The sequence below is a fragment of the Streptomyces sp. NPDC036815 genome (assembly GCF_055609205.1).
Genome location: NZ_JBVJPW010000002.1, coordinates 367647 through 391960 on the forward strand (window position 1 = coordinate 367647; position 24314 = coordinate 391960).

At 71.8% G+C, this 24314-nt stretch carries 25 protein-coding genes and 1 riboswitch; of the genes, 13 read left to right on the forward strand and 12 right to left on the reverse strand.

From position 1 onward, the window contains the following. Positions 1-30: 30 nt before the first annotated feature. A complete protein-coding gene (locus ACZ69I_RS07865) occupies positions 31-720 on the reverse strand; it encodes a copper homeostasis protein CutC (RefSeq protein WP_467672740.1) in 690 nt (229 codons plus the stop codon). 149 nt (positions 721-869) lie between these two features. Then, positions 870-3173: a heavy metal translocating P-type ATPase gene (locus ACZ69I_RS07870; protein ID WP_470830946.1), complete on the reverse strand. Its 2304-nt coding sequence runs from the start codon at positions 3171-3173 to the stop codon at positions 870-872. A 192-nt stretch (positions 3174-3365) separates the two neighbouring features. On the opposite strand from ACZ69I_RS07870, the gene ACZ69I_RS07875 reads away from it, so the two are divergent. Continuing rightward, positions 3366-4301, forward strand: coding sequence for a hypothetical protein (locus tag ACZ69I_RS07875; protein WP_470830947.1), 936 nt, complete (start codon positions 3366-3368; stop codon positions 4299-4301). Positions 4302-4304: 3 nt separating this feature from the next. Here ACZ69I_RS07875 and ACZ69I_RS07880 read toward each other — a convergent pair whose 3' ends face one another. After that, positions 4305-4994: a CatB-related O-acetyltransferase gene (locus ACZ69I_RS07880; RefSeq protein WP_470830948.1), complete on the reverse strand. Its 690-nt coding sequence runs from the start codon at positions 4992-4994 to the stop codon at positions 4305-4307. A 16-nt stretch (positions 4995-5010) separates the two neighbouring features. Then, on the reverse strand, positions 5011-5685 hold the full coding sequence (locus ACZ69I_RS07885) for a maleylpyruvate isomerase family mycothiol-dependent enzyme (RefSeq protein WP_470830949.1): 675 nt from the start codon (positions 5683-5685) through the stop codon (positions 5011-5013). A 117-nt stretch (positions 5686-5802) separates the two neighbouring features. Here ACZ69I_RS07885 and ACZ69I_RS07890 point away from each other — a divergent pair, with 117 nt between their 5' ends. From ACZ69I_RS07890 to ACZ69I_RS07900, 3 genes are all read left to right on the forward strand, one after another. Further along, positions 5803-6492 carry an HD domain-containing protein gene (locus ACZ69I_RS07890; RefSeq protein ID WP_470830950.1) on the forward strand — a complete coding sequence of 230 codons (690 nt, stop codon included), beginning with the start codon at positions 5803-5805 and terminating at the stop codon, positions 6490-6492. A 64-nt stretch (positions 6493-6556) separates the two neighbouring features. Beyond that, positions 6557-7633 (forward strand): GNAT family N-acetyltransferase, encoded by a 1077-nt coding sequence (locus ACZ69I_RS07895; RefSeq protein ID WP_470830951.1) that lies wholly within the window; start codon positions 6557-6559, stop codon positions 7631-7633. Between the two features lie 215 nt (positions 7634-7848). Next, complete coding sequence (locus tag ACZ69I_RS07900) at positions 7849-9084, forward strand: Cmx/CmrA family chloramphenicol efflux MFS transporter (protein WP_470831070.1); 1236 nt, start codon at positions 7849-7851, stop codon at positions 9082-9084. On the opposite strand, the gene ACZ69I_RS07905 is transcribed toward ACZ69I_RS07900, so the two are convergent. Then, on the reverse strand, positions 9081-9353 hold the full coding sequence (locus ACZ69I_RS07905) for a DUF4031 domain-containing protein (protein ID WP_467672754.1): 273 nt from the start codon (positions 9351-9353) through the stop codon (positions 9081-9083). The two genes, ACZ69I_RS07900 and ACZ69I_RS07905, sit on opposite strands and share 4 nt — an antisense overlap. Continuing rightward, the gene (locus ACZ69I_RS07910; RefSeq protein ID WP_467672756.1) at positions 9350-9709 is read right to left on the reverse strand and encodes a hypothetical protein; all 360 of its coding nucleotides are present in this window, start codon (positions 9707-9709) and stop codon (positions 9350-9352) included. Before ACZ69I_RS07910 ends, ACZ69I_RS07905 begins: the two co-directional genes overlap by 4 nt. Before the next feature lie 114 nt (positions 9710-9823). Here ACZ69I_RS07910 and ACZ69I_RS07915 point away from each other — a divergent pair, with 114 nt between their 5' ends. The 3 genes from ACZ69I_RS07915 (at position 9824) to ACZ69I_RS07925 (ending at position 12481) form a co-directional block, all read left to right on the forward strand. Continuing rightward, complete coding sequence (locus ACZ69I_RS07915; protein ID WP_470830952.1) at positions 9824-10756, forward strand: MurR/RpiR family transcriptional regulator; 933 nt, start codon at positions 9824-9826, stop codon at positions 10754-10756. A gap of 65 nt (positions 10757-10821) precedes the next feature. Then, positions 10822-11793 (forward strand): N-acetylmuramic acid 6-phosphate etherase, encoded by a 972-nt coding sequence (murQ, locus tag ACZ69I_RS07920; RefSeq protein WP_470830953.1) that lies wholly within the window; start codon positions 10822-10824, stop codon positions 11791-11793. Positions 11794-11812: 19 nt separating this feature from the next. After that, complete coding sequence (locus ACZ69I_RS07925; RefSeq protein ID WP_470830954.1) at positions 11813-12481, forward strand: class I SAM-dependent methyltransferase; 669 nt, start codon at positions 11813-11815, stop codon at positions 12479-12481. A gap of 38 nt (positions 12482-12519) precedes the next feature. Here the strand turns inward: ACZ69I_RS07925 and ACZ69I_RS07930 are convergent, their stop codons facing one another. Further along, the gene (locus tag ACZ69I_RS07930; RefSeq protein ID WP_467672764.1) at positions 12520-12744 is read right to left on the reverse strand and encodes a hypothetical protein; all 225 of its coding nucleotides are present in this window, start codon (positions 12742-12744) and stop codon (positions 12520-12522) included. After that, positions 12741-12950 (reverse strand): hypothetical protein, encoded by a 210-nt coding sequence (locus ACZ69I_RS07935; RefSeq protein ID WP_361721906.1) that lies wholly within the window; start codon positions 12948-12950, stop codon positions 12741-12743. The genes ACZ69I_RS07930 and ACZ69I_RS07935 overlap by 4 nt, the downstream gene beginning before the upstream one ends. 116 nt (positions 12951-13066) lie before the next feature. On the opposite strand from ACZ69I_RS07935, the gene ACZ69I_RS07940 reads away from it, so the two are divergent. The 3 genes from ACZ69I_RS07940 to ACZ69I_RS07950 all read left to right on the forward strand — a co-directional run bounded on the left by ACZ69I_RS07940 (position 13067) and on the right by ACZ69I_RS07950 (position 16919). Then, the gene (locus ACZ69I_RS07940; protein ID WP_470830955.1) at positions 13067-13909 is read left to right on the forward strand and encodes a helix-turn-helix domain-containing protein; all 843 of its coding nucleotides are present in this window, start codon (positions 13067-13069) and stop codon (positions 13907-13909) included. After that, positions 13890-14162 carry a DUF397 domain-containing protein gene (locus ACZ69I_RS07945; protein WP_470830956.1) on the forward strand — a complete coding sequence of 91 codons (273 nt, stop codon included), beginning with the start codon at positions 13890-13892 and terminating at the stop codon, positions 14160-14162. Before ACZ69I_RS07940 ends, ACZ69I_RS07945 begins: the two co-directional genes overlap by 20 nt. Before the next feature lie 1473 nt (positions 14163-15635). Further along, positions 15636-16919 (forward strand): esterase/lipase family protein, encoded by a 1284-nt coding sequence (locus ACZ69I_RS07950; protein WP_470830957.1) that lies wholly within the window; start codon positions 15636-15638, stop codon positions 16917-16919. Between the two features lie 104 nt (positions 16920-17023). On the opposite strand, the gene groL is transcribed toward ACZ69I_RS07950, so the two are convergent. From groL to thrC, 4 genes are all read right to left on the reverse strand, one after another. Further along, entirely contained in the window at positions 17024-18649 is a 1626-nt protein-coding gene (gene groL, locus ACZ69I_RS07955) for a chaperonin GroEL (RefSeq protein ID WP_355807995.1), read from the reverse strand. A 322-nt stretch (positions 18650-18971) separates the two neighbouring features. Further along, positions 18972-19175 carry a cold-shock protein gene (locus ACZ69I_RS07960; protein WP_005315736.1) on the reverse strand — a complete coding sequence of 68 codons (204 nt, stop codon included), beginning with the start codon at positions 19173-19175 and terminating at the stop codon, positions 18972-18974. A gap of 420 nt (positions 19176-19595) precedes the next feature. Beyond that, positions 19596-19871 carry a MoaD/ThiS family protein gene (locus ACZ69I_RS07965; protein ID WP_150184767.1) on the reverse strand — a complete coding sequence of 92 codons (276 nt, stop codon included), beginning with the start codon at positions 19869-19871 and terminating at the stop codon, positions 19596-19598. Between the two features lie 85 nt (positions 19872-19956). Further along, complete coding sequence (gene thrC / locus ACZ69I_RS07970; protein ID WP_470830958.1) at positions 19957-21252, reverse strand: threonine synthase; 1296 nt, start codon at positions 21250-21252, stop codon at positions 19957-19959. 17 nt (positions 21253-21269) lie between these two features. After that, a riboswitch (SAM riboswitch) is annotated at positions 21270-21440 on the reverse strand. 137 nt (positions 21441-21577) lie between these two features. Here thrC and ACZ69I_RS07975 point away from each other — a divergent pair. From ACZ69I_RS07975 to ACZ69I_RS07985, 3 genes are all read left to right on the forward strand, one after another. After that, positions 21578-22522, forward strand: a complete 945-nt coding sequence (locus tag ACZ69I_RS07975; protein ID WP_470830959.1) for a glucosyl-3-phosphoglycerate synthase — start codon at positions 21578-21580, stop codon at positions 22520-22522. A gap of 38 nt (positions 22523-22560) precedes the next feature. Beyond that, on the forward strand, positions 22561-22800 hold the full coding sequence (locus ACZ69I_RS07980; RefSeq protein WP_470830960.1) for a hypothetical protein: 240 nt from the start codon (positions 22561-22563) through the stop codon (positions 22798-22800). 64 nt (positions 22801-22864) lie between these two features. Continuing rightward, entirely contained in the window at positions 22865-24271 is a 1407-nt protein-coding gene (locus ACZ69I_RS07985; protein ID WP_470830961.1) for an alpha,alpha-trehalose-phosphate synthase (UDP-forming), read from the forward strand. Positions 24272-24314: the final 43 nt, after the last annotated feature.

Consider the following 24314-nt stretch of genomic DNA (forward strand, 5'->3'; position numbering starts at 1 on the left):
CCAGTTCTATCGCGTCCCGCGGGGAAATGATCAACCGTCGAGTGCGGCCCGCCACTGGGCGACGGCCGCGGCGGAGACCGGGGCGGACCAGCCGTCGGGGCGGGCGGCCCCGCCGATGTGGAACGCGTCGACGCCCGCTTCCCGCAGCCGGGGCAGGTGGTCCAGGCGCAGCCCGCCACCGATGAGGAGCCGCGGTTCGTACCCCGGTTCGCCGCTCCGCGCCGCCTCGGCGAGCAGCGTGGGCAGGCCGTCGTCGACACCGGCCGCGGAGCCCGCGGTGAGGTAGGTGTCCAGGCCCGGCAGGTCCGCGAGCTGCTTGCGCAGGGCGTCGCGGTCGGCGGCGCGGTCGATCGCCCGGTGGAAGGTCCAGCGGCAGCCGTCGAGTGCGCCGCACAGCGTCTCGACCGCGGCCATGTCGGCGCCGCCGGACTCGTCGAGGAAGCCGAGCACGAACTCGTCGGCGCCCTCACCGCGGAGCTCGTGGGCGCGTCGCACCAGCTCGTCGACGTCGCCCGCGGCGAAGCCGTCCGCGAGCCTGAGCATCACGCGCAGCGAGATGTCGACGGAGGAGCGGATCTCGGCGAAGGTCTCGCGGGACGGGGTGAGGCCGTCCGCGGCCATGTCGGTCACCAACTCGAGGCGGTCCGCTCCGCCTGCCTGGGCGGCGACGGCGTCCTCGGCATCGAGGGCGATCACCTCCAGGACTGCACGCTTGCTCATGGATGTCTCTTCCTTCTGGTCGCGATACCAGTCACACAGGTCTAGTCCAATTACCAGCCTACGCGCAGAACACCCCGGCGCGAGCCGAGTCGCTCGCACCGGGGCGGGGAAACGCGCGGGAGAACGGACGTGGCCGGAGGGCGAACATCTCAGGCGAGCGGCTTGAACCCGCGCAGCCGCAGACTGTTGCCGACCACGAAGACCGAGGAGAACGCCATCGCCGCGCCCGCGATCATCGGGTTGAGCAGACCGGCTGCGGCCAGCGGCAGGGCGCCCACGTTGTAGGCGAAGGCCCAGAACAGGTTCGACCTGATCGTGCCGAGCGTGCGGCGGGAGAGCCGGATCGCGTCCGCCGCGGCGCGCAGGTCACCCCGTACGAGCGTCAGGTCGCCCGCCTCGATCGCGGCGTCCGTGCCCGTGCCCATCGCCAGGCCCAGATCGGCCCGGGCCAGCGCCGCCGCGTCGTTGACGCCGTCGCCGACCATCGCCACGACGCGCCCCTCGGCCTGCAGCCGCTCGACCACGTCGACCTTGTCCTGCGGCATGACCTCGGCGATCACGTCCTCGGCCCGGATGCCGACCTCCGCGGCCACCGACGCGGCGACGGCCTTGTTGTCGCCGGTCAGCAGGATGGGGGTCAGGCCGAGCGCGCGCAGCCGCTCGATGGCCTCGGCGCTGGTGGCCTTGACCGCGTCGGCGACCTCCAGGACCGCGCGGGCCTCGCCGTCCCAGGCGACCACGACGGCCGTGCGGCCGGCCGCCTCCGCCGCCGCCTTCGCGCGCTCGAGGTCGACGGGCAGGCGCATCGCCCACTCGGCGAGGAGCCGCTCGCGGCCGACCAGGACCGCGTGGCCCTCGACGACGCCCTGCACGCCGAGGCCCGCGACGTTGGCGAAGTCCTCGGGGGCCGGCAGCTCGCCCACCTCGGCGGCGGCGCCGGCGGCGACGGCCTGCGCGATGGGGTGCTCCGAGGCGTGCTCCAGGGCGCCGGCCAGGCGCAGGACGTCGGATACGGAGGTGCCGGGCGCGGTGTGGGTGGCGAGCAGCGTCATCCTGCCGGTGGTGACGGTGCCGGTCTTGTCCAGGACGACGGTGTCGGCCTTGCGGGTGTTCTCCAGGACCTCCGGGCCCTTGATCAGGATGCCGAGCTGGGCGCCGCGGCCGGTGCCGACCATGAGGGCGGTCGGGGTGGCGAGGCCCAGGGCGCACGGGCAGGCGATGATCAGTACGGCGACCGCGGCGGTGAAGGCGGCGGTCAGTCCGGCGCCGTTGCCGAGCCAGAAGCCGAGGGTGGCGAGCGCGAGGCCGATGACGACCGGCACGAACACCGCGGAGATCCGGTCGGCGAGGCGCTGGGCGGCCGCCTTGCCGTTCTGCGCGTCCTCGACGAGCTTGGCCATGCGGGCGAGCTGCGTGTCGGCGCCGACGCGGGTGGCCTCGACGACGAGACGCCCGCCGACGTTGAGGGTGGCGCCGGTGACCGGGTCGCCCTCCGCGACCTCGACGGGCACGGACTCGCCGGTGAGCATGGCGGCGTCCACGGCCGATGAGCCCTCGACGACCCTGCCGTCCGTGGCGATCTTCTCGCCCGGCCGTACGAGGAAACGGTCGCCGACCGCCAACTCCCCCACCGGCACGGTCTCTTCGCGCCCGTCCTCGCGCAGCACGGTGACGTCCTTGGCGCCGAGCTGGAGCAGCGCCTTGAGCGCGGCGCCCGCCTTCCTCTTGGACCGGGCCTCGAAGTACCGCCCGGCGAGGATGAAGGCGGTGACACCGGCCGCGGCCTCCAGGTAGATGTTCCCCGCGCCGTCGCTCCTTGCGATGGTCAGCTCGAAGGGGTGGGTCATGCCGGGCGTGCCCGCGGTGCCGAAGAACAGCGCCCACAGGGACCAGAGGAACGCCGCCGACGTTCCGACCGAGATCAGGGTGTCCATGGTGGCCGCGCCGTGCCGGGCGTTGGTGACGGCGGCCTTGTGGAAGGGCCAGGCCGCGTACGTGACGACGGGCGCGGCCAGCGTCAGCGACAGCCACTGCCAGTACTCGAACTGCAGGGCCGGGGCCATCGCCATCGCGATCACCGGCACGGAGAGCAGGGCGGCGGTGATCAGCCGCTGGCGCAGCGGCCGCAGTTCATCGCTTTCGGGCGGCTCCTCGCCGCTCCCGCCCCCGCCCCCGGCGCCCGGCGCGGCGCGCACGGGGGCGGGCTCCCTGGCGGTGTACCCGGTGGCCTCGACGGTGGCGATCAGGTCCCCCACCGAGACGTCCGCGCCGCGGTAGCTGACCTTGGCCTTCTCGGTGGCGTAGTTGACGGTCGCCTCGACGCCGTCCATGCGGTTGAGCTTCTTCTCGATCCGGGCCGCGCAGGACGCGCAGGTCATGCCGCCGATGGCGAGCTCGACCTCGGCGGCGGGCGTGGTTCCGGTGGTGCCGGGAGTGGTGGTGGGCGCGGCCATGGGGCACTCCTGTACGGAAGATCTCCGATACCCGGGGTGGGTACCGCTGACGAGATCCATGTATACCCCTGGGGGGTATCGAATGCAACACCTTGACTTCATACCCCCTGGGGGTATCTTCAGAACCCATCGAGGCCACTCGGGGCCACTCGGGGCCACTCGGGGCCACTCGAAACCCATCAAGGAGCTGTCATGAACACCGGCCTGAAGATCACCGCATTCGCCGCCGCCGTCGCCGCGACCTTCGGCACCGCGTACGGAGTGGGCCAGGGCATCGACCCCGTCACGGACAAGCCGCCGACCGCCCGGCACGGCGAACACGACGGCGACCGGCGCGACGACCCGCGCGAAGAGCGGGGGCACGGCGCGAGCACCCCCGGCGGCCTGCAGATCTCCGACCGCGGCTACACCCTGGACCTCACGACGCCCCGCATCGAGGCGGACAAGAAGCAGCAGCTCCGCTTCGCCGTCGTCGACGACTCCTCGGGCCGCAACGTCACCGCGTACCGCGCGGAGCACGACAAGGAGCTCCACCTCGTCGTCGCCTCACGCGACCTGACCGCCTACCGCCACCTGCACCCGGCCCGCGCGGCGGACGGCACCTGGTCGGTCCCGGTCGAGCTGCCCGAGGCGGGCGGCTACCGCGTCTTCGCCGACTTCCGCCCCGAGGGCGCGAAGGAGGGCCTGACGCTCGGCGCGGACCTCGCGGTCGCGGGCACGTACGCGCCCCGGAAGCTGCCGAAGCCCGCCACCACCGCCCAGGTCGACGGCTACGACGTGACGCTCGATGGAGACCTGCGGACGGGCGCGGGCGGCGACCTCACGCTGAACGTGGCGCGCGACGGCGAACCCGTCACCGACCTGCAGCCCTACCTGGGCGCGTACGGACACCTGGTGGCTCTGCGCGCGGGCGACCTCGCCCACCTCCACGTACACCCCAACGGCTCGCCCGGCGACGGCAGGACGAAGGCGGGCCCCGGCATCTCGTTCGCCGCGGCGGCACCGAGCAAGGGCGCGTACCGCCTGTTCCTGGACTTCAAGCACGAGGGAACGGTCCACACGGCGGCGTTCACGGTGCACGCGGGCGGGGCCGCCGCTCCCGAGCGGAGCGACGGCCACCGGCACTGACGCTCAGCCCCGTCCAGGGCCCTCCGGGGCGGGTGCGGCGGCGGCCAGCTCCTCCACCGAGCCCGACATGACGGCCCGGATGTGCCGCGTCAGATGCTCGACGGGCCAGTCCCACCAGGCGAGTTCGAGCAGGCGGGCGATGTCCTCGTCGCCGAAGCGGCGCCGGATCAGCTTCGCCGGGTTGCCGCCCACGATGCCGTAGTCCGGCACGTCGTCGACGACGACGGCGCCCGACGCGATGACGGCGCCGTGCCCGATGCGGACGCCCGGCATGACGGTCGAGCGGTAGCCGAACCAGACGTCGTTGCCGACGACGGTGTCGCCGCGCCCCGGCAACCCGCTGATCAGGTCGAAGTGGTCGCTCCAGGACCCGCCCATGATCGGGAAGGGGAACGTCGAGGGGCCGTCCATCCGGTGGTTGGCGCCGTTCATGATGAACCGCACGCCTTCGCCCAGCGCACAGAACTTCCCGATGACCAGCCGCTCGGGCCCGTAGTGGTAGAGCACGTTGCGCGTCTCGAAGGCGGTCGGGTCATCGGGGTCGTCGTAGTACGAGAAGTCCCCCGCCTCGATCAGCGGCGAGGTCACGAGCGGCTTGAGCAGGACCACGCGCGGCTGGCCGGGCATCGGGTGCACCACGTCGGGATCGGCGGGTACGAGGGGTCCGGCGGAGGCAGCGGGTTCGGAGGACATCCCCCCATGATCCACGTCACCCGAACAATGCCAACTCCTTTTCCACGGCGCCCGCGAGTTCGTACCGCGTACCCGTCAGCGGGCGGCCCGTGCAGAGCCTGATCAGGGTCGGCGCGTCGCCGATGTAGCGGGCCGGCGGCCGCTTGCCGTCGGGGGCGCCGAGGACGAGGGGCTCGTCCCTGCCGTCGACGTCCGCGTGCAGCGGCGGCGCGGCGGCGGCATGGTCCGACCTGCTGAACCAGGCGAGCAGGGCCAGCGCGTCCCCCAGGCCCTCCCCGCCGTACGCACCCGGCTTCCCCCACGCCTCCCGTACGTCTCCGGCGTGCACCCACTCCCCCAGCGCCACGCCGTCGAGCCGCCCCTTCGCCGCAAGCAGCGCGGGACCGGCCTCGGTCATGCCGCGCTCCAGCTCGTCCACGACGCGGGAGTTCGACCAGTCGGCGCGCTCGGCGATGTCGCGGTCGTTGGCCTCCGGGCTGTAGACACCCTCCTCGAACCGGCTCTCCACGACGCGGGTCAGCGCGGAGCCGCAGTGCGCGAGCATGTGCCGCACGGTCCAGCCGGGACAGCAGGTGCGGATCGCGTACGCCTCGTCGGGCGCGGCCCGCAGCAGCGGGATCAGGGCGTCGCGCTCCGTGCGCAGGAGGCGCGCGGCGCGTTCGGGTTCGTAGCTCTCGTCGTCATGAGTCATGGCCCGAAGCCAACCGTGCGTGACGGCCCGTGGCAACGCCCCGGCGCGGGGAACCGGCCACGGCACCCCCTCCTTCACCCATACCCCCGCCCCGTACCCAGCGGTTACAGTCGCCGCATGGCCGACCACGACGACGAGCTGCACGCCGCGCTCCGCACCCGCTGGCACGCGACCCTGCTCCGGGCGGGCGAGGCCGCCCCGGACCTCACCCCTGACCTCGCCCCCCACCTCGTCCCCGACCCCGCGCCCTATGCCGACCGCCTCCTCGCCCGCTGGTCCGAGCCACAGCGCAAGTACCACACCACCGCCCACCTGGCGGCGGTCCTCGACCACCTCGACGTCCTCACGGACCACGCCGACGACCCGGAACTCGTACGGCTGGCCGCGTGGTTCCACGACGCGGTGTACGCGCCCGACCGCTCCGAGAACGAGGAACGCTCCGCCCGCCTGGCCGAACGCGCCCTCGCCGAGGCGGGGTTGGCGCGGGCGCAGATCGCCGAGGTCGCCCGCCTCGTCCGCCTCACCGTCACGCACGACCCCGCCGACGACGACCACAACGGCGAGGCGCTGTGCGACGCCGACCTGGCGATCCTGGCCGCCCCCTCGGACGCCTACGCCGCTTACGCCGCCGCCGTCCGCGAGGAGTACTCCTTCGTGCCGGACGAGGCCTTCCGCCGGGGCCGGGCGGACGTGCTGCGCCAACTCGTCGCGCTGCCCCGCCTGTTCAGGACGCCGTACGGAGCGGCCCACTGGGAGGCGCCCGCCCGCGAGAACCTGGCCACGGAACTGGCCCTGCTCGATCCCTGAGCATCCGGGCCCGGTCCCCGAAAATCCAGCGGCCCGGCGAGCCCCGCTCCCGTACCCTCTCCGCATGCTTCTCATGGGCGGGGACCGAATCGACGAGGCCGTGGCACACGCGGCGAAGGTGCTGCGCGGGGTGGCGGAGCGCGACTGGAGCGTCCCGGCGGGCGGGCTCGACTGGACCTGCCTGAAGACGGCCGAGCACATCGTGGGCGACTTCGTCGCGTACGCGGGCCAGCTGACCGGCCGGGCCCCCGACGCCTACGTCCCCTTCGAGACCGTGCTCGACGAGGGCACGGGCCCCGACGGCGCGATCCGGGCGATCGAGGCGGCGGGCCGCATCCTGGCGGCGGTGGTCCGCACGACGCCCCGCGGGGTGCGCGCGTACCACCCCTACCCCTGCGGCAGCGCGGACGCGTCCGGCTTCGCCGCCATGGGCGTCGCGGAGGTCCTGCTCCACACCTACGACATCGCCCGCGCGCTCGACGCCGACGCGGAGCCGCCCGCCTCCCTCTGCGAGGCCGTCCTCGCCCACCTCTTCCCGCACGTGCCGCCCGCCCCCTCCGGCGGCACCCCCTGGACGACGCTGCTCTGGGCCACGGGCCGCGGCACCCTGCCCGGCCGCCCCCGCCTCACCCGCTGGCGCTGGCACAACGCCGACTCCCTGCCGGCCGGCCCCCTCGCCCTGCGCCAGGTGACCCCCGCGGCCGCGGCGGACCTCGCGGCGGGCGGCACGGGGGGTCTCGACTGGCTCGGCGGCAGCCCCTTCGAGGGGACGCGGACGGCCGCGGACATGGTCATGAAGGCGTACGTCGCCGGGGTCCACCGCCCCGAGTGGGGCATGTACGCGCTGGTCCGTACCGCCGACGAGCTGACCGTCGGCGGCATGGGCTTCCACGGGCCGCCCGACGACGACGGCCGCGTGGAGGTCGGCTACGACCTGGTCGAGGGGGCGCGGGGCCACGGTTACGCCACTCAGGCGCTGCGCTCGCTCTCCCGGTGGGCCCTCGCGCAGCCCGGCGCGACGTCGGTCCTCGCCGTGGTCGATCCCGCGAACGTCGCGTCGCAGGCGGTCGCCACGCGGGCGGGCTTCACCCGCCTCCCGGATCGGGCTCCCAACCTCGCGTACGGGGTGTTCCGCGCCTGAGCCGGGGGGTGGGCGCGGAACCCTGAGCCGGGGGGTGGGCGCGGAACAGGGCCGCCGCTCCGCGGCGGATGCCTCCCACCCGCCCACCCGTTTGCCCCGCGACGTGCAGCGGGAGTAGGAGCGCGAACACCACCCCATCAGGAATGTCAGGGCCCACCTTGACGTTCACCCCTGTTATGCCGACCTCCGTCCCCGCGCCCGGCGCCCGCACCCGTATGCCCATAGCCGTCTACATGCTCGGCCTCGCCGTCTTCGCCCTCGGTACCAGCGAGTTCATGCTCTCCGGGCTCCTTCCGCCGATCGCCGACGACATGAACGTCTCCATCCCCCGCGCGGGCCTCCTCATCTCCGCCTTCGCGATCGGCATGGTCATCGGCGCCCCGCTCCTCGCCGTGGCGACGCTGCGCCTGCCCCGCCGCACCACCCTCATCACCCTCATCACCGTCTTCGGCCTCGGCCAAGTCAACGGCGCCCTCGCGCCCACGTACGAGGTCCTCTTCGCGTCCCGCGTCGTCAGCGCGCTCGCCTGCGCCGGGTTCTGGGCGGTGGGCGCCGCCGTGGCCATCGCGATGGTGGAGTTCAACCAGCGGGCCCGCGCCATGGCCGTGATGATCGGCGGCCTCTCGATCGCCAACGTGCTCGGCGTCCCCGCGGGCGCGTTCCTCGGCGAGAACCTCGGCTGGCGCTCGGCCTTCTGGGCCGTCGGCGCCGCCTCCGCCGTCGCCCTCGTCGGCGTCCTCACGCTCATCCCCCGCATCCCGCTCCCCGCGGAGAAGCCCCGCCTGAAGAAGGAACTGTCGATCTATGGGGACCGGCAGGTCTGGCTGTCGATCGCCGTGACGGCGCTCGCCGCGGGCGGCGTGTTCTGCGCGTTCTCGTACCTCTCCCCGCTCCTCACGGACGTGGCGGGCCTCTCCGAAGGCTGGGTGCCGAGCGTCCTCGGCCTCTTCGGCGCGGGCGCTCTCGTCGGCACGACGATCGGCGGCCGCGTGGCCGACGCCCACCTCTTCGGCGTCCTCCTGAGCGGCATCGCGGCGTCCACGGTGTTCCTGGTCGCGCTGGCCCTGTTCGCCGCGACACCCGCCGCCGCGATCACCCTGTCCTTCCTCCTCGGCCTCTCCGCCTTCTACACGGCCCCGGCCCTGAACGCCCGCATGTTCAACGTCGCGGGCGCCGCCCCCACCCTCGCGGGCGGGACGACGACGGCGGCGTTCAACCTCGGCAACACCGGTGGCCCCTGGCTGGGCGGCACGGTGATCGACCTGAAGCTCGGGTACGAGGCGACGGCGTGGGCGGGGGCGGCGATGACGTCGGTGGCGATCGTGGCGGTGGCGCTCTCCCTGCGCCTGCACCGCACGACCACGTCCCCGACCCGCCTGGTCACGGCGTCCTCCGCGACCCCCGCCGCCGACCCGGCCGAGGACACCGCCAAAAGCCCCTCCTGGAACTAGGTTTGCGCAGGCCGCCCCTTCGGCCTCCGCAGCCCCGCCGCCGTGATCCGCCGCACCAGCTCCTTCGAGCCGATCTCCACCGCGCCCGCCCGCACCGCGTCCTCGTAGCGCTCCGAGGGCACGTCGTAGTGGTCCCGCTCGAAGGCGCGGCGGGGGCAGCCGACCGACTCCGCGAACGCGTGGAGCTCCTCGAACGAGACGTCGCTGACCAGGTGGGACCACATGCGGCCGTGGCCGGGCCAGGTCGGGGGGTCTATGTAGACCGTCATGCCGTCAGGCTCCCCACCGGCGCCACCACCACGCCCGCCTTGCCGCAGACCCAGTGCGGGTCGGGGCCCAACTCCGGTTCCACGTCCAGCGCGTGGGGGTCACCGGAACCGCAGACGGAGCACAGCGGCCACCGCCCGTACCGCTCCAGGAGCGAGTCCTGCACGTCCTGCGCGACGAGCCCCGCCACGTACTCGATGCCTTCCGGCCACTGCTCGACCCACCAGCGGCGGTGCGCCACCGCCTCCTCGACCATCGAGACGACCTCCGCCTCGGCGACCTCACGGGCGACGAGATCGGCGAGGACGAGTGCGCGGGCGGCGTGCAACGCCTGCTCCAAGGGGTCGATCGTGTCCATGCACCCCATTGTCACCCCGTGCGCGACAACCGCGAACAGACCCGTCCCCGGCCCGGCCCCGGCCCCGGACGCAGGGGCCTTGACCGGCCACCGGTCCGAAAATATCTTTCAGATGTGACCAACAGCGTGAAGGAAATTTTCGCGGGCGCCGCTCCCCCCGCCCCCGCGGCCCTCGCGGCCAAGGTGCGGACCCTGGCGCCGTCGATGACCCGCTCCATGCAGCGCGTCGCCGAGGCCGTCGCGGGCGACCCCGCCGGCTGCGCCGCCCTCACGGTCACCGGCCTCGCCGAGCTCACCGGCACCAGCGAGGCGACGGTCGTGCGGACCGCCCGCCTCCTCGGCTATCCCGGCTACCGCGACCTGCGCCTGGCCCTCGCCGGGCTCGCCGCCCAGCAGCAGTCGGGGCGCGCACCGGCCGTGACCGCGGACATAGCGGTCGACGACCCCCTCTCCGACGTCGTGGCGAAGCTTGCGTACGACGAGCAGCAGACCCTCGCCGACACCGCCGCCGGTCTCGACACCGTGCAGCTCGGCGCCGCCGTCGCCGCGCTCGCCACCGCCCGCCGCGTGGAGATCTACGGCGTCGCCGCCTCGGGACTCGTCGCCCAGGACCTCGCACAGAAGCTGCTCCGCATCGGGCACATCGCGCACGCGCACTCCGACCCGCACCTGGCCGTCACCAACGCGGTGACGCTGCGCGCCAAGGACGTGGCGATCGCGATCACCCACTCCGGTTCGACGGGCGACGTGATCGAACCCCTGCGGGTCGCCTTCGAGCACGGCGCCACCACGATCGCGATCACCGGGCGGCCCGGCGCGGCCGTCTCCCAGTACGCGGACCACATCCTGACCACCTCCACGGCCCGCGAGAGCGAGCTGAGGCCGGCCGCGATGTCGTCCCGTACGAGTCAACTCCTCGTCGTGGACTGCCTGTTCGTGGGCGTCGCACAGCGGACGTACGAGACGGCGGCACCCGCACTCGCCGCGTCCTACGAGGCCCTCGCGCACCGCCACCGCCCACGCGGCAGCAACAACAGCAGCCGCTGAGTCGACCCCGGCCGCACCCCCTCGCCACCCCTCACCGCACCGGACACGAAAGAGCCGCAGACGCCATGACCTCCACCACGGACGCCCCCGACTCCTCCTCCCAGGGCGACGCCTACGGCGAGCTCCGCGCCCAGCTCGCCACCCTCACCACCGAGGCGTTCAGGCCCGAGCTCTCCGAGATCGACCGGCTGCCCACGGCGGAGATCGCGCGGATCATGAACGGCGAGGACGCCACCGTCCCCGCGGCCGTCGCCGAGCAGCTCCCCGCCATCGCCGCCGCCATCGACGCCACCGCCGAGCGCATGGCCCGCGGCGGCCGGCTGATCTACGCGGGCGCGGGCACCGCCGGGCGGCTCGGCGTGCTCGACGCCTCCGAGTGCCCGCCCACCTTCAACACCGACCCGAGCGAGGTCGTCGGTCTCATCGCGGGCGGCCCGAGCGCCCTGGTCACGGCGGTCGAGGGCGCGGAGGACAGCAAGGTGCTCGCCGCCGAGGACCTGGACGCCCTGAACCTCACGGCGGACGACGTCGTCGTCGGCGTCTCCGCCTCCGGCCGCACCCCGTACGCGATCGGCGCCGTCGAGCACGCGAGGGCACGCCACGGCGCGCTCACCATCGGCCTCTCCTGCAACGCGGACAGCGCGCTCGCGGCCGCCGCCGAGCACGGCATCGAGGTCGTCGTCGGCCCCGAGCTCCTCACCGGCTCCACCCGCCTCAAGGCGGGCACGGCCCAGAAGCTCGTCCTCAACATGCTGTCGACGATCACGATGATCCGCCTCGGCAAGACGTACGGAAACCTGATGGTGGACGTGCGCGCGTCCAACGAGAAGCTGCGCGCCCGCTCCCGCCGCATCGTCGCCCTCGCCACCGGCGCCGGGGACGACGAGATCGAGGCCGCCCTCGCCGCGACCGACGGGGAGGTGAAGAACGCCATCCTCACGATCCTCGGCCGGGTCGACGGCCCCACCGCCGCCGACCTGCTCGCCTCCTCCGACGGCCATCTCCGCGCCGCCCTCGACAATGCCCGCACCAGCTGACCGGCCCTAGGGTTGGCGGATGCGCGCACACCCCATCGACCGCCCGGCCGATCTCGACGACGTCCGCCAGTCCTACGACCGCGTTGCCGACACCTACGTCCACATGATGCAGACGACGGGAATGGCCGACATCCGCCGCCATCCGTGGCTCAAGGCGTCGATAGACGCCTTCGCCGACACGGTGAGCGGGCACGGGCCCGTCCTCGACGTCGGCTGCGGCCCCGGCCAGGTCACCGCCTACCTCGCCGAGCGCGGCCTCGACGTCTCCGGCGTGGACCTCTCCCCCCGCATGATCGAGAACGCCCGCCGCCTGCACCCGCAGTGCCGCTTCGGCGTCGCCTCCGCCACCGAGCTCGACCTCGAGGAGGCGTCCCTCGGCGGTGTCCTCGGCTGGTGGTCCCTCTTCAACCTCCCCCGCGCCGTACTCCCGCAGGTCCTCGCCATGTTCGCCCGCGCGCTGAAGCCCGGCGGCCACCTCATCGCCGCGACCCACGTCGGCGACGAGGACTTCCGGCGCACCGAGGCGTACGGGGACGTACCCGTCCGCTGGACCACGCACAAGTGGCAGCCGGAACAGCTCACCGCCCTCATCGAACAGGCCGGCCTGCGCCCCGTCGCCGAGCTCCGGCTCCCCCCTGGCGAGCAGACCGGGCCCGGCGTGGTCATCATGGCCGAGCGGCCCGCCTGACCCCGCCCCTTCGGCTGCCGTAGCCGTCTACGACGAGCTCACGGCAGCCGCCCCTCCCGGTTCACCTGCCTCACCCGCTCCCGCAGCACCTCCACCGGCGGCGCCTCCCCCACCGACGCCGGCGGGCAGTCCCACTCCCGCCCGCCCCCGATCGGCCTCAGCTGCACAAGGCCGCCCTCGCAGCCCATCACCTGCCCGACACTCCCGTCCCTGAAGTCGACCGCGAATGTCCCCGTCTCCGGCACGCAGGGGTCCTCGTTCACCGCGCCTCCTCCAGTACCGCCGCCAGCCGCAGCGCCGTGTCGAGATTGCAGCGCCCCAACTCCACGAGCGGCAACGCACCCTCCGTCACGCTCAGCGGGTCCACCCGCAGCGACGGCAACGTGATCCCCACGCCCGTCAGTGCCGCCCTCACCTGCCGTACGGCTTCCTCCGCCGCCCGCATCCGTTCCTCCGCCGTCAGCGCCATCGCCCCTGCCTCTCCTACCGAGTGTTGCCTTTTCCTCACCCAGCGTGTCCGAGTCTGCGTACGCTGAACAACGCAGAAAACTCAACAACCCCCCGTGTTCGTGGAGGAGTTGTCCCATGACCCGCCCCAAAGACCTCGACCCCTCCTCCAACCCCCGAGCCCTCCTCGGCGCGGAGCTGCGCCACGCCCGCGAACGGGTCGGGCTCAGCCAGGAGGCGCTGGGCTCGCCGCTCTTCGTGAGCGGTTCGTTCATCGGACAGCTGGAGGCCGGGACGCGTCGCATGCACTTGGAGTACGCGCGGCACTTCGACTCCGTCCTGGAGATGGGGGGCTTCTTCGCGCGCAATTGCGGTGCCCTGGCCAAGTCCAAGTACCCGGATCACTTCGCGGAGGCGGCGGAGGCGGAGGCGGTTGCTACGGCGATCAGGGAGTACGCGCCTCAGCTGATCCCGGGGTTGCTGCAGACCCCCGGCTACGCCCGAGCCGTCTTCTGCGACGGACGCCCCTCAGCGACTGACGATGAGATCGACGAGTTGGTGGCCGCCCGATTGGAACGAGCCCATCTGCTCGACGACCCAACAACGCCGTTGGTGTGGGCAGTGCTTGACGAGTCTGTACTGCGAAGAAGGGTGGGTGGGCCTGCGGTGATGGCGGAGTCCCTGCAACACGTCGCGACGCTTGGGCGCAAGCGCCGACTCATCGTGCAGGTACTCCCGTTCGCGGCAGGAGGGCACATGGCCATGGGCGGCTCGCTCAAGCTGATGTCTTTCGCGGACGCGGCGCCCCTGGCCTACCTGGAAGGCTTCAGGACCGGGCGACTTGAGGACGATCCTGCGAGCGTGGCCCAATACGAACTCGCTTACGATCTGCTTGGGGCCAGCGCACTCTCACCCCGGGAATCCCTGGCTCTGATCGAATCAGTGGCGGAGGATTACGCGCATGAAGAGCAGCAGCCCTGAGTACGACTTCCGAACCGCCGTCTGGCAGAAGTCGACGTACAGCGACGCCAGTGGCGGCAACTGTGTCGAGGTCGCCCGGTGGCGCAAGTCCACGCACAGCGCAGGAGATGGCGGCGACTGCCTCGAAGTAGGCGACGGGCACTCGAACCCAAACGTCATCCCGGTCCGGGACTCCAAGAACCCCACGGGCCCGAAACTCATGTTCCAAGGCACTGCCTGGTCCGCCTTCGTCACGAACATCAAGCGCGCCTGACGGGCCCGGCAACGACTGGTACCGGGGCCGCCCGGTTTTTTGCGGAGTGTGGCGCCTCCGGGCCGGCAGTAAAGGGCGCTCCTACGTCGCGTCGGCTGCGCCGATTCCGCTGCGCTCCACCCTTGACTCCCGCCCCTCCACCGCACGTTGACTATGACCCGGACGGCCAGGGGTGGGACCCACGGGACTGCCTACGGGGTCATCACCATTCATCGCCGGGTGCGGACCGGCCCATCGTGAGCGCAGGCCACGGAAGGCGCTCGGCCAGCCGCCCGGCCACGCCGCTCGGGCCACCACCTCTCGCTGCCGGGTGCGGACCGGCCCATCGTGCCCGGACGCCACACGCGGAGGCGCCGCCCGACAGGCGATTCGCCTCTCTCGGGAACCTACTTTGGGAAAGTTGCGAATGAAGACGCCGCGCGCCCCCCTCGATGGCGAATGCGCCGTGCACCGCCGGAAGGAATTGGCTCCGGCCCGGCGAACCGGCACCGGCACCGGCCCTCCGGGGTATCAACTTTGGGAAAGTTGCGAAGCAGACTGCCGCGCGCCCCCCGTCACGCGCACTGCGCCCCCAGTCACGTGAACTCTCGACCGCAACACCCCCTGATGGGCGGTCTTGGGGAGGGCGCGTGGGGTGTGGCCGGGGGGCGCGCGCCGACCTGCTTCGCAACTTTCCCAAAGTAGGTTCCCGGGAGCGCCCGACCGAGCCGCGACGGTGACGGCCACCGACGATGGGCCGGTCCGCACCCGGCCGCGAGAGCCGATGACCCGAGCGGCGGAGCCGGGCGGCTGACCGAGCGCGCACCGAGGCCCCCGCCCACGATGGGCCGGACCGCACCCGGCCGCGAGAGCCGATGACCCGAACGGCGAAGCCGGACGGCTGGCCGAGCACGCACCGAGGCCCTCACCCACGATGGGCCGGACCGCACCCGGCGATGAAAGGGAATGACCCCCTAGGCAGTCCCGTGGGTCCCACCCCTGGCCGTCCGGGTCAAGGTCAACGTGCGGTGGAGGGGCGGGAGTCAAGGGTGGAGCGCAGCGGAATCGGCGCAGCCGACGCGTAGCGCAGCGGAGCGCCCTTTACTCCCGGCCCGGAACCGCCACACTCCGCAAAAAGCCGGGCGGCCCCGGCAACCATCAAAGACACCGCCCCACCGAAGTCCCCGCCCCCCAGGCCCGCTTCACGACATACTTCCGCCCCCCACCCCGGCGCCCACACCCCCCACCCCCCACCCGACTTGGCCGACGCGCCGCCACCCGTACCCGAACTCCCCGCACCCCCACCACACCGCCCCCTGGCCAGACGCCCGTCCCCCCTCACGTCCCACCCGTAAACGGCCGAACCCACCCTGTCCGAAAGGCCCCACACCCCCGCCCGGATCGAGCGCTCCCCCTACCCGGCGACTACCGGACGTACCAAAGATGGCACCGCACGTGACCGGCAAGCCCGCGTATCCGTCCGAGGGGACCCTCATGCCCAAGCCCAATGATCCGCACGCGTCCAACGAACCCCACGAGCCCGCCGATTCACAGATCTCCGCCGCCTTCGGGGCCGCCGCCCGCGTGACCCTGGCGCCCGGTTCCAAGGAGGCCAGGGAGCACCCGACCGAGGCGCCGGAGCCGGACGACGAGTGGGCGCTGCCGAGCGGCAGGGCCTGGGTGTACCTCGCCGACACCGGGCGGGGCCTGACCCGGCCGGTGATCCTCGCCGACGGGTTCAGCAGCGGGCCCAGCGAGCTGGACTTCTCGTGGGAGATCCTGGAGTGCGGCCCGTACCCGTTCATCAGCGCGCTGCGCCGGCGCGGCTACGACGTCATCCTGATCGGCTACGACGAGCGCAGCGCCTCGATCCTGGACAACGCGCAGGTAGTACGGGCCGCGATCCTGGAGGCGACGGCGCGGCGCAGGGGCGAGCACCCGCTGACCGTCGGCGGCTTCAGCATGGGCGGTCTCGTCGCCCGCTACGCGCTGGCCAGGATGGAGCACGACGGCGGCGCGGAGAACGACCACCAGACCGCGCTGTACTTCTCCTTCGACAGCCCGCACCGCGGCGCGTGGGTGCCCCTCGCGCTGCAGTCGTTCGCGCACTACATCCGGCGGCTCAACGCGGCGTTCTCGAACCAGATGAACAGTCCGGCCACCCGGCAGCTGCTGTGGCAGCACATCGCCGAGTGGGACGACAGCCCGGAGACGGACAAGGAGCGGGTGGAGTTCCTCGCCGAGCTGGAGCGGGTCGGCGGCTGGCCGAGCCGGCCCCGCAAGATCGGCGTCGCCAACGGCGTGCGCACGGGTGAGGGGAACGGCATCCGGGGCGGCGAGCGGGCCTTCCACGGCAAAGGGCTGGCCATCACCGGCACCCGGCTGCACGCGCAGCCCGCGGGGCAGCAGCAACTCATCGCACAGCTACGGGTGGTGACGTTGCGCAAGCCGCAGATCCACACGTCGGGCATCCCGGAGATGGACGGCGCTCCCGGCGGCACCCTGGAGGGCTTCGGCATCCTCGCCGACGAGCTGGACAAGATCCCCGCGATCATCGGTCTCGGCTCCGAGGCGGACATCCGCGAGCACTGCTTCGTGCCGGTCGTCAGCGCGATCGCACTGCGCGACATCGACACCCACGAGAAGCTGTACGGGCCGGTCACGGCCTCGGCGGAGGAGGAGAGCGAACTGGACGAGTTCCTCTGCGCCTCCCGGAACGAGGGCCACACCTCGGTCACCGAGGAGCTCTGCACCTGGATCATGGACCGCCTGCCGTAGTAGCTCCGGCGGGGCCGAGAACGCCGCAGGGGCGGCACCCTCCCGAAAGAGAGTGCCGCCCCTGCGTACGAGCTACGCGCTCAGGACGATCGATCCGCGAGGGATCAGAAGTCCATGTCACCGCCCGGCATGCCGCCGCCGGCCGGGGCAGCGCCCGCCTTCTCCGGCTTGTCGGCGATGACGGCCTCGGTGGTGAGGAACAGCGCGGCGATGGACGCGGCGTTCTGCAGAGCGGAACGCGTGACCTTCGCCGGGTCGAGGATGCCCTCGGCGATCATGTCGACGTACTCACCGGTCGCGGCGTTCAGGCCGTGGCCGACGGTCAGGTTGCGCACCTTCTCGACGACGACGCCACCCTCGAGACCACCGTTGACGGCGATCTGCTTGAGCGGGGCCTCCAGGGCGAGCTTCACGGCGTTGGCGCCGGTCGCCTCGTCACCCTGCAGGTCGAGCTTCTCGAAGACCGAGGCGGCCTGGAGGAGGGCCACGCCACCACCGGCGACGATGCCCTCTTCGACGGCGGCCTTCGCGTTGCGAACGGCGTCCTCGATGCGGTGCTTGCGCTCCTTGAGCTCGACCTCGGTCGCGGCACCGGCCTTGATGACGGCCACGCCGCCCGCGAGCTTCGCCAGGCGCTCCTGGAGCTTCTCGCGGTCGTAGTCCGAGTCGCTGTTCTCGATCTCGGCGCGGATCTGGTTGACGCGACCCTGGACCTGGTCGCTCTCACCGGAGCCGTCGACGATCGTCGTCTCGTCCTTGGTGATGACGACCTTGCGGGCGCGGCCGAGCAGGTCGAGACCGGCGTTCTCCAGCTTGAGGCCGACCTCCTCGGAGATGACGGTGCCACCGGTGAGGATGGCGATGTCGCCGAGCATGGCCTTGCGGCGGTCACCGAAGCCCGGGGCCTTGACGGCGACGGACTTGAAGGTGCCACGGATCTTGTTGACGACCAGGGTCGACAGGGCCTCGCCCTCGACGTCCTCGGCGATGATCAGCAGCGGCTTGCCGGACTGCATGACCTTCTCGAGGAGCGGAAGGAGGTCCTTCACGTTCGAGATCTTCGAGTTGACGATCAGGATGTACGGGTCGTCGAGCGACGCCTCCATACGCTCCATGTCGGTGGCGAAGTACGCCGAGATGTAGCCCTTGTCGAAGCGCATGCCCTCGGTGAGCTCGAGCTCAAGACCGAAGGTCTGCGACTCCTCGACGGTGATGACGCCTTCCTTGCCGACCTTGTCCATCGCCTCGGCGATGAGCTCGCCGATCTGGGTGTCGGCGGCGGAGATGGAGGCCGTCGAAGCGATCTGCTCCTTGGTCTCCACGTCCTTGGCCTGCTCGAGGAGGGCACCGGAGACGGCCTCGACGGCCTTCTCGATGCCGCGCTTGAGGGCCATCGGGTTGGCACCGGCGGCCACGTTGCGCAGGCCCTCGCGGACCAGCGCCTGGGCCAGGACGGTCGCGGTCGTCGTGCCGTCACCGGCGACGTCGTCCGTCTTCTTCGCGACCTCCTTGACCAGCTCGGCGCCGATCTTCTCGTACGGGTCCTCGAGCTCGATCTCCTTGGCGATGGAGACACCGTCGTTGGTGATCGTGGGGGCGCCCCACTTCTTCTCGAGGACGACGTTGCGACCCTTGGGGCCCAGGGTCACCTTGACGGCGTCGGCGAGCTGGTTCATGCCGCGCTCGAGGCCGCGCCGTGCCTCCTCGTCGAACGCGATGATCTTGGCCATGTGAAGTGGTCCTCCCGGACGGGGTGGAAAAGCAAGCAAACGGACCGTGCTGGTGCCCGCGACGGACGGCCTGCAGCCCTTGTGGTTCCTTGCCCCACCCGGTCTGCGGGCCTCACCGACCCGATCCAAGTTCTGTCACTCTCACTCGGAGAGTGCTAAGCCCAATGATTAGCACTCGACCCCTGCGAGTGCAAGCGCCTCTCGAGGATCCCGCACAGCTCGCGGGCGCGCGCCGCGCGTACCCCGCGCACACGAGGGGCCCGTACCCCTGACGGGATACGAGCCCCTCGCGATGCTTGCTTCGGTGGTCGGTCGCGCCGAGCTAGACGGCGAGCTTGACCATGTCCGCCTGCGGACCCTTCTGGCCCTGCGAGATCTCGAATTCGACTCGCTGACCTTCTTCAAGGGTGCGGTACCCGTCCATCTGGATCGCGCTGTAGTGGACGAAAACATCCGCACCACCGTCGACCGCGATGAAGCCGTACCCCTTCTCCGCGTTGAACCACTTGACGGTGCCCTGAGCCATGCCTAACTCCCCTATTACTGGCCCTTGCACAGGACCGCACTTCGCGGACCCGGGTCAGACCTCACCGCCCACTGCTGGGGGTGTGCGCCGGAACGCGTCGACCGCCGCTGAATGTATCTGTCCAACTGCCGTCTGCAACAGGTCAATCGGACGAGAATTCTGGGCACGCCCGATCGGTAATATGCGGAGAATTCGCCACGATTCAGGGCAAGACGGGCCAGGCAAAAGCCACATAAGGTTCAAATGGGCAGCGCGCTTTGGCTACTTCTTGTCGACTCCGGGCCGACTTCGTATATGCGCTCGGCATTAACGGCGAAGCACTCTTCCCAACTGTACCGCGCTCAACCATGCAGAATTGCCCCCTCCGTTTCGCGAACGGAGAGGGCAATTCGGGTTAAGCAGGGTTCTTGCGGAAAAGGATCAGCCGCCGGCGACGGCCGGAATGATCGAGACACCCGCGCCGTCCGGGGTCGCCGTCTCCAGGCCCTGCTCGAAGCGGACGTCGTCGTCGTTGACGTACACGTTCACGAAGCGGCGCAGCTTGCCCTGGTCGTCCAGGACGCGGGCGGCGATGCCCGTGTGGTTCTTCTCCAGATCGGCGATGACCTCACCGAGGTTCGCCCCCTCGGCGACGACCTCGGCCTTGCCGCCGGTGTAGGTGCGGAGAATGGTGGGGATGCGGACGTTGACACTCATGGGTTCACCTCGGGGGTACGGGCCCCGGCAGGGGCGCGGGGAACTGCGCGACCAGCCACGGCCGGTCCGCAGCGGAACAAGAAGCTCAGCCGGCCAGACCCGCGGAGCGGAACGCGTCGAGGCTCGGCTTGATCGTCGCCGTCGCCTGAGACCTCTCGGCAACCGCGTCAAGCGTCTTGAGCCCGTCCCCGGTGTTCAACACCACCGTGGTGAGCGAGGGATCGATGAGCCCCGCCTCGACCAGCTTCCGCGTGACGCCCACCGTCACACCGCCGGCGGTCTCCGCGAAGATCCCCTCACTCCGAGCGAGCAGCTCGATCGCGTCGACGACCTGCTCGTCGTTCACGTCCTCCACCGCACCGCCCGTGCGACGCGCGATGTCCAGGACGTACGGCCCGTCGGCCGGGTTGCCGATGGCCAGCGACTTGGCGATCGTGTTCGGCTTCTGGGGGCGTACGACGTCGTGCCCGGCCTTGAAGGCCGCAGACACCGGGGAGCACCCCTCCGCCTGGGCGCCGAAGATCTTGTACGGCTTGTCCTCGACGAGGCCCAGCGCGATGAGCTCCTTCAGCCCCTTGTCGATCTTCGTGAGCTGCGATCCGGAGGCGATCGGGATGACCAGCTGGTCGGGGAGGACCCACCCCAACTGCTCGCAGATCTCGTACGCGAGGGTCTTGGAGCCCTCGCCGTAGTACGGCCGCAGGTTGACGTTGACGAAGCCCCAGCCCTCGCCCAGCGGGTCGCCGATGAGCTCGGAGCAGAAGCGGTTCACGTCGTCGTAGTTGCCCTCGATGCCGACGAGCTCGCCGCCGTACACCGCGGCCATGACGACCTTGCCCTGCTCCAGGTCGTGCGGGATGAACACGCAGGAGCGGAAGCCGGCGCGGGCCGCGGCGGCGCCGACGGCGCCCGCGAGGTTGCCGGTGGAGGAGCAGGAGAGGGTGGTGAAGCCGAAGGCGCGCGCGGCTTCGAGCGCCTGCGCGACGACCCGGTCCTTGAAGGAGTGCGTGGGGTTGCCGGAGTCGTCCTTGACGAACAACTTGCCCTGTTGGACGCCGATTTCCCTGGCGAGGTTGTCGGCCTTGACGAGCTGGGTCCAGCCGGGGTTCAGGTTCGGCTTGTCGGCGACGTCGGCGGGGACGGGCAGGAGCGGGGCGTAACGCCAGATGTTGGCGGGGCCGGCCTCGATCTGCTTGCGCAGGGATTCCGGGTCGCCGAGCGGCAGGTCGTACGCGACTTCGAGGGGGCCGAAACACTCGACGCACGCGAAGATCGGACCGAGCGGGAACTTCGTGCCGCACTCTCGGCAGGAGAGACCCGATGCGGGGCCGAGGTCTACGGAAGAGGTGGTGCTTTCGGTGGCGACAGTCTGCACAGCCATGGAGGCGAGGCCCTTTCTCCTCATCTTCCTCGCGACGCATCTCGCCGCGAGACGGAATTGGCACCTTCCCGGGCCCGGAGCCTCGCGGCGCTGATCGCGCACACGGTGACACTCGCGTCTCGCGACGCGCGGCTGGGTGGTTGCCGGGGCTTCAACGGGCCGTATCCCTCTGCCCCTCTGGATGAGCGGTATTCGATTGTGTGACGCCCGGGGACCCCCGACATGCGTGGGTCACCGGCGTTGTTCAAGACTGTAACCGAAGCCCCGGACCCTTGAGATAGTCGTCCGAACCGCGAGATGGATCACATATGGGAGGACCGCGACCGTGCTGGAAGAGGCCGAGCACTGGCTGAGCAGGCGTTCCTGGTCCGTCGCCGACCGCCCGCTGGACCTTCTGGCCGCCGCCAAACGCGCGTCCGGCACCTCGGTGAGCGTCGTACTGCCCGCGCTCGACGAGGAGGGGACGGTCGGCGACATCGTCGCCGAGATACGCCGCGCGCTGATGGAGGAGGTCCCGCTGGTCGACGAGCTGGTGGTGATCGACTCCGGCTCCACGGACCGTACGGCCGAGGTCGCGGCGGCGGCGGGCGCCAAGGTCGTCCACCGGGACGAGATCCTGCCGCGCCTGGCGCCGGTGCCCGGCAAGGGCGAGGTGCTGTGGCGGTCGCTGCTGGTGACGGGCGGGGACATCGTCGCGTTCGTCGACGCGGACCTGCGGGAGTTCTCCGCGGACTTCGTCTCGGGCATCGTGGGCCCGCTGCTCACCGACCCGGACGTGGCCTTCGTGAAGGCGATGTACGACCGGCCGCTCGGTGCGGCGGCGGGCCAGGGCGGCCGGGTGACGGAGCTGATGGCGCGCCCGCTCCTGAACATGCACTGGCCGCGCCTCGCGGGGTTCGTCCAGCCGCTGGGCGGCGAGTACGCGGCGCGCAGGTCGCTCCTCGAACGGCTGCCGTTCCCCGTCGGGTACGGCGTGGAGCTCGGACTGCTCGTCGACGCGCTGCACACCGTGGGCCTGGACGCGCTCGCGCAGGTCGACGTGGGGGTGCGCAGGCACCGGCACCAGGACGGGCAGGCCCTCGGGCGGATGGCGGCGGCGATCTACCGGACGGCGCAGCTGCGGCTCGCGCGCGGCCATCTCCTGCGGCCCGAACTGACGCAGTTCGAGCGGGGCGGGCAGGGGTTCGTGCCGCGGACGTACGCGGTCGACACGGAGGAGCGGCCGCCGATGACGGATATCGCCGAGTATGCGCGCCGTCGCGTGGCGTAACCTCCGCCGATGATGTGCTTTGCCTACATTGCCCCACTATGTGGATCGGAACGGTGTGGCGCAGAACTGTGCGGGTCGGCGGGGCCGGGCAGGCCAGGAGATTCCTACGGCGGGCCGGTGCGGTGAGCCTCGTCCCCGCCACGCTCGCGGCGGGCGCGCCCGCCGGACGGCTCGCCACGACCGGCGACTCCCGGGCCCTGCTGTACGGCGGGATCGCGGTCGCGCTGTGCGTCGTGGGCGTGCTGCTGCTGGCCGCGGGGCGCGGGCGCGGGGACTGAGCGGCCGGGGACCGAACAGGGGTCGTACGTTTGCCCGTACCCGGGACGGGCTACGTTCTGCCACATGGTCTCCGAGTCCGCATCGTCAGCAGCGCAGGTACTGGTCGCCTCCAACCGCGGCCCCGTCTCGTACACCGTGGGAGAGGACGGGGAGCTGACCGCCAGGCGCGGCGGCGGCGGCCTGGTCTCCGGGCTCAGCGCCATCGGTGACGAGGCGGACGCCCTGTGGGTGTGCGCGGCGCTCGGCGACGGGGACCGCGAGGCGGTGCGGCGCGGCGTCGGCGAGGACGGCGTCCGGATGCTGGACATCGACGCGGACGTCCACGCGGACGCGTACAACGGCATCGCGAACTCGGTGCTGTGGTTCGTCCACCACATGCTCTACCAGACCCCCCTCGAACCGGCCTTCGGACCGGAGTTCCGCGCACAGTGGGCGGCGTACGAGACGTACAACCGCGCCTTCGCCGAGGCCCTGGCGGCGGAGGCGGCGCCGGGCGCCGCGGTCCTCGTGCAGGACTACCACCTGGCGCTGGTGCCCGGCATGCTCCGCGAGCTGCGCGAGGACGTGCGCATCGGCCACTTCTCGCACACCCCCTGGGCGCCCGCCGACTACTTCCGGATGCTGCCGGACGACGTCGCCGAGCAGCTGCTGCGCGGGATGCTCGGCGCCGACCGGCTCGGCTTCCTCACCGGGCGGTGGGCGGACGCGTTCACCGAGTGCTGCGTACGGGTCGTCGGCGGGACCACGGGCACCCGGATCGGGGTGCACGGGCTCGGCGCCGACGCGGACTTCCTGCGGGAGCGGTCACGGCGGGACGACGTCGAGGACCGGATGCGGTCGCTGCGGGAGCAGGCGGGCGAGCAGGACGGGGAGGCCCGCAAGCTGATCGTCCGGGTGGACCGCACCGAGCTCTCCAAGAACATCGTGCGGGGCATGCTGGCCTACCGCGAGCTCCTCGACACCCACCCCGAGTGGCACGAGCGCGTCGTGCACGTCGCGTTCGCCTACCCCTCGCGGCAGGACCTGGCGGTCTACCGCACCTACACGGACGAGGTCTCCCGGGTCGCCGCCGACATCAACTCCCGCTACGGCACGCCCGGCTGGACCCCCGTCGTGCTGCACGTCAAGGACGACTTCGCGCGCTCGCTCGCCGCTTACCGCATGGCGGACGTGGCGCTGGTCAACCCCATCCGCGACGGCATGAACCTCGTCGCCAAGGAGGTCCCGGTCGTCTCCGACGAGGGCTGCGCGCTGGTCCTCTCGCGGGAGGCGGGGGCGTACGAGGAACTCGCCGAGGACGCGCTCGGCGTGAACCCGTACGACGTGTCGGCCACCGCGCGGGCCCTGCACGCGGGCCTCGTGATGCCCGCGGAGGAGCGCGCCGAGCGCACCAAGCGCCTCGCGGCGGCGGCGACGGCGCTGCCCCCCGCGCAGTGGTTCCTGGACCAGCTGCACGCGCTCACCGGCTGAGCACGGCGGCCGGTGGCCCGGAGACCGGCGCCGTCCCAGGACA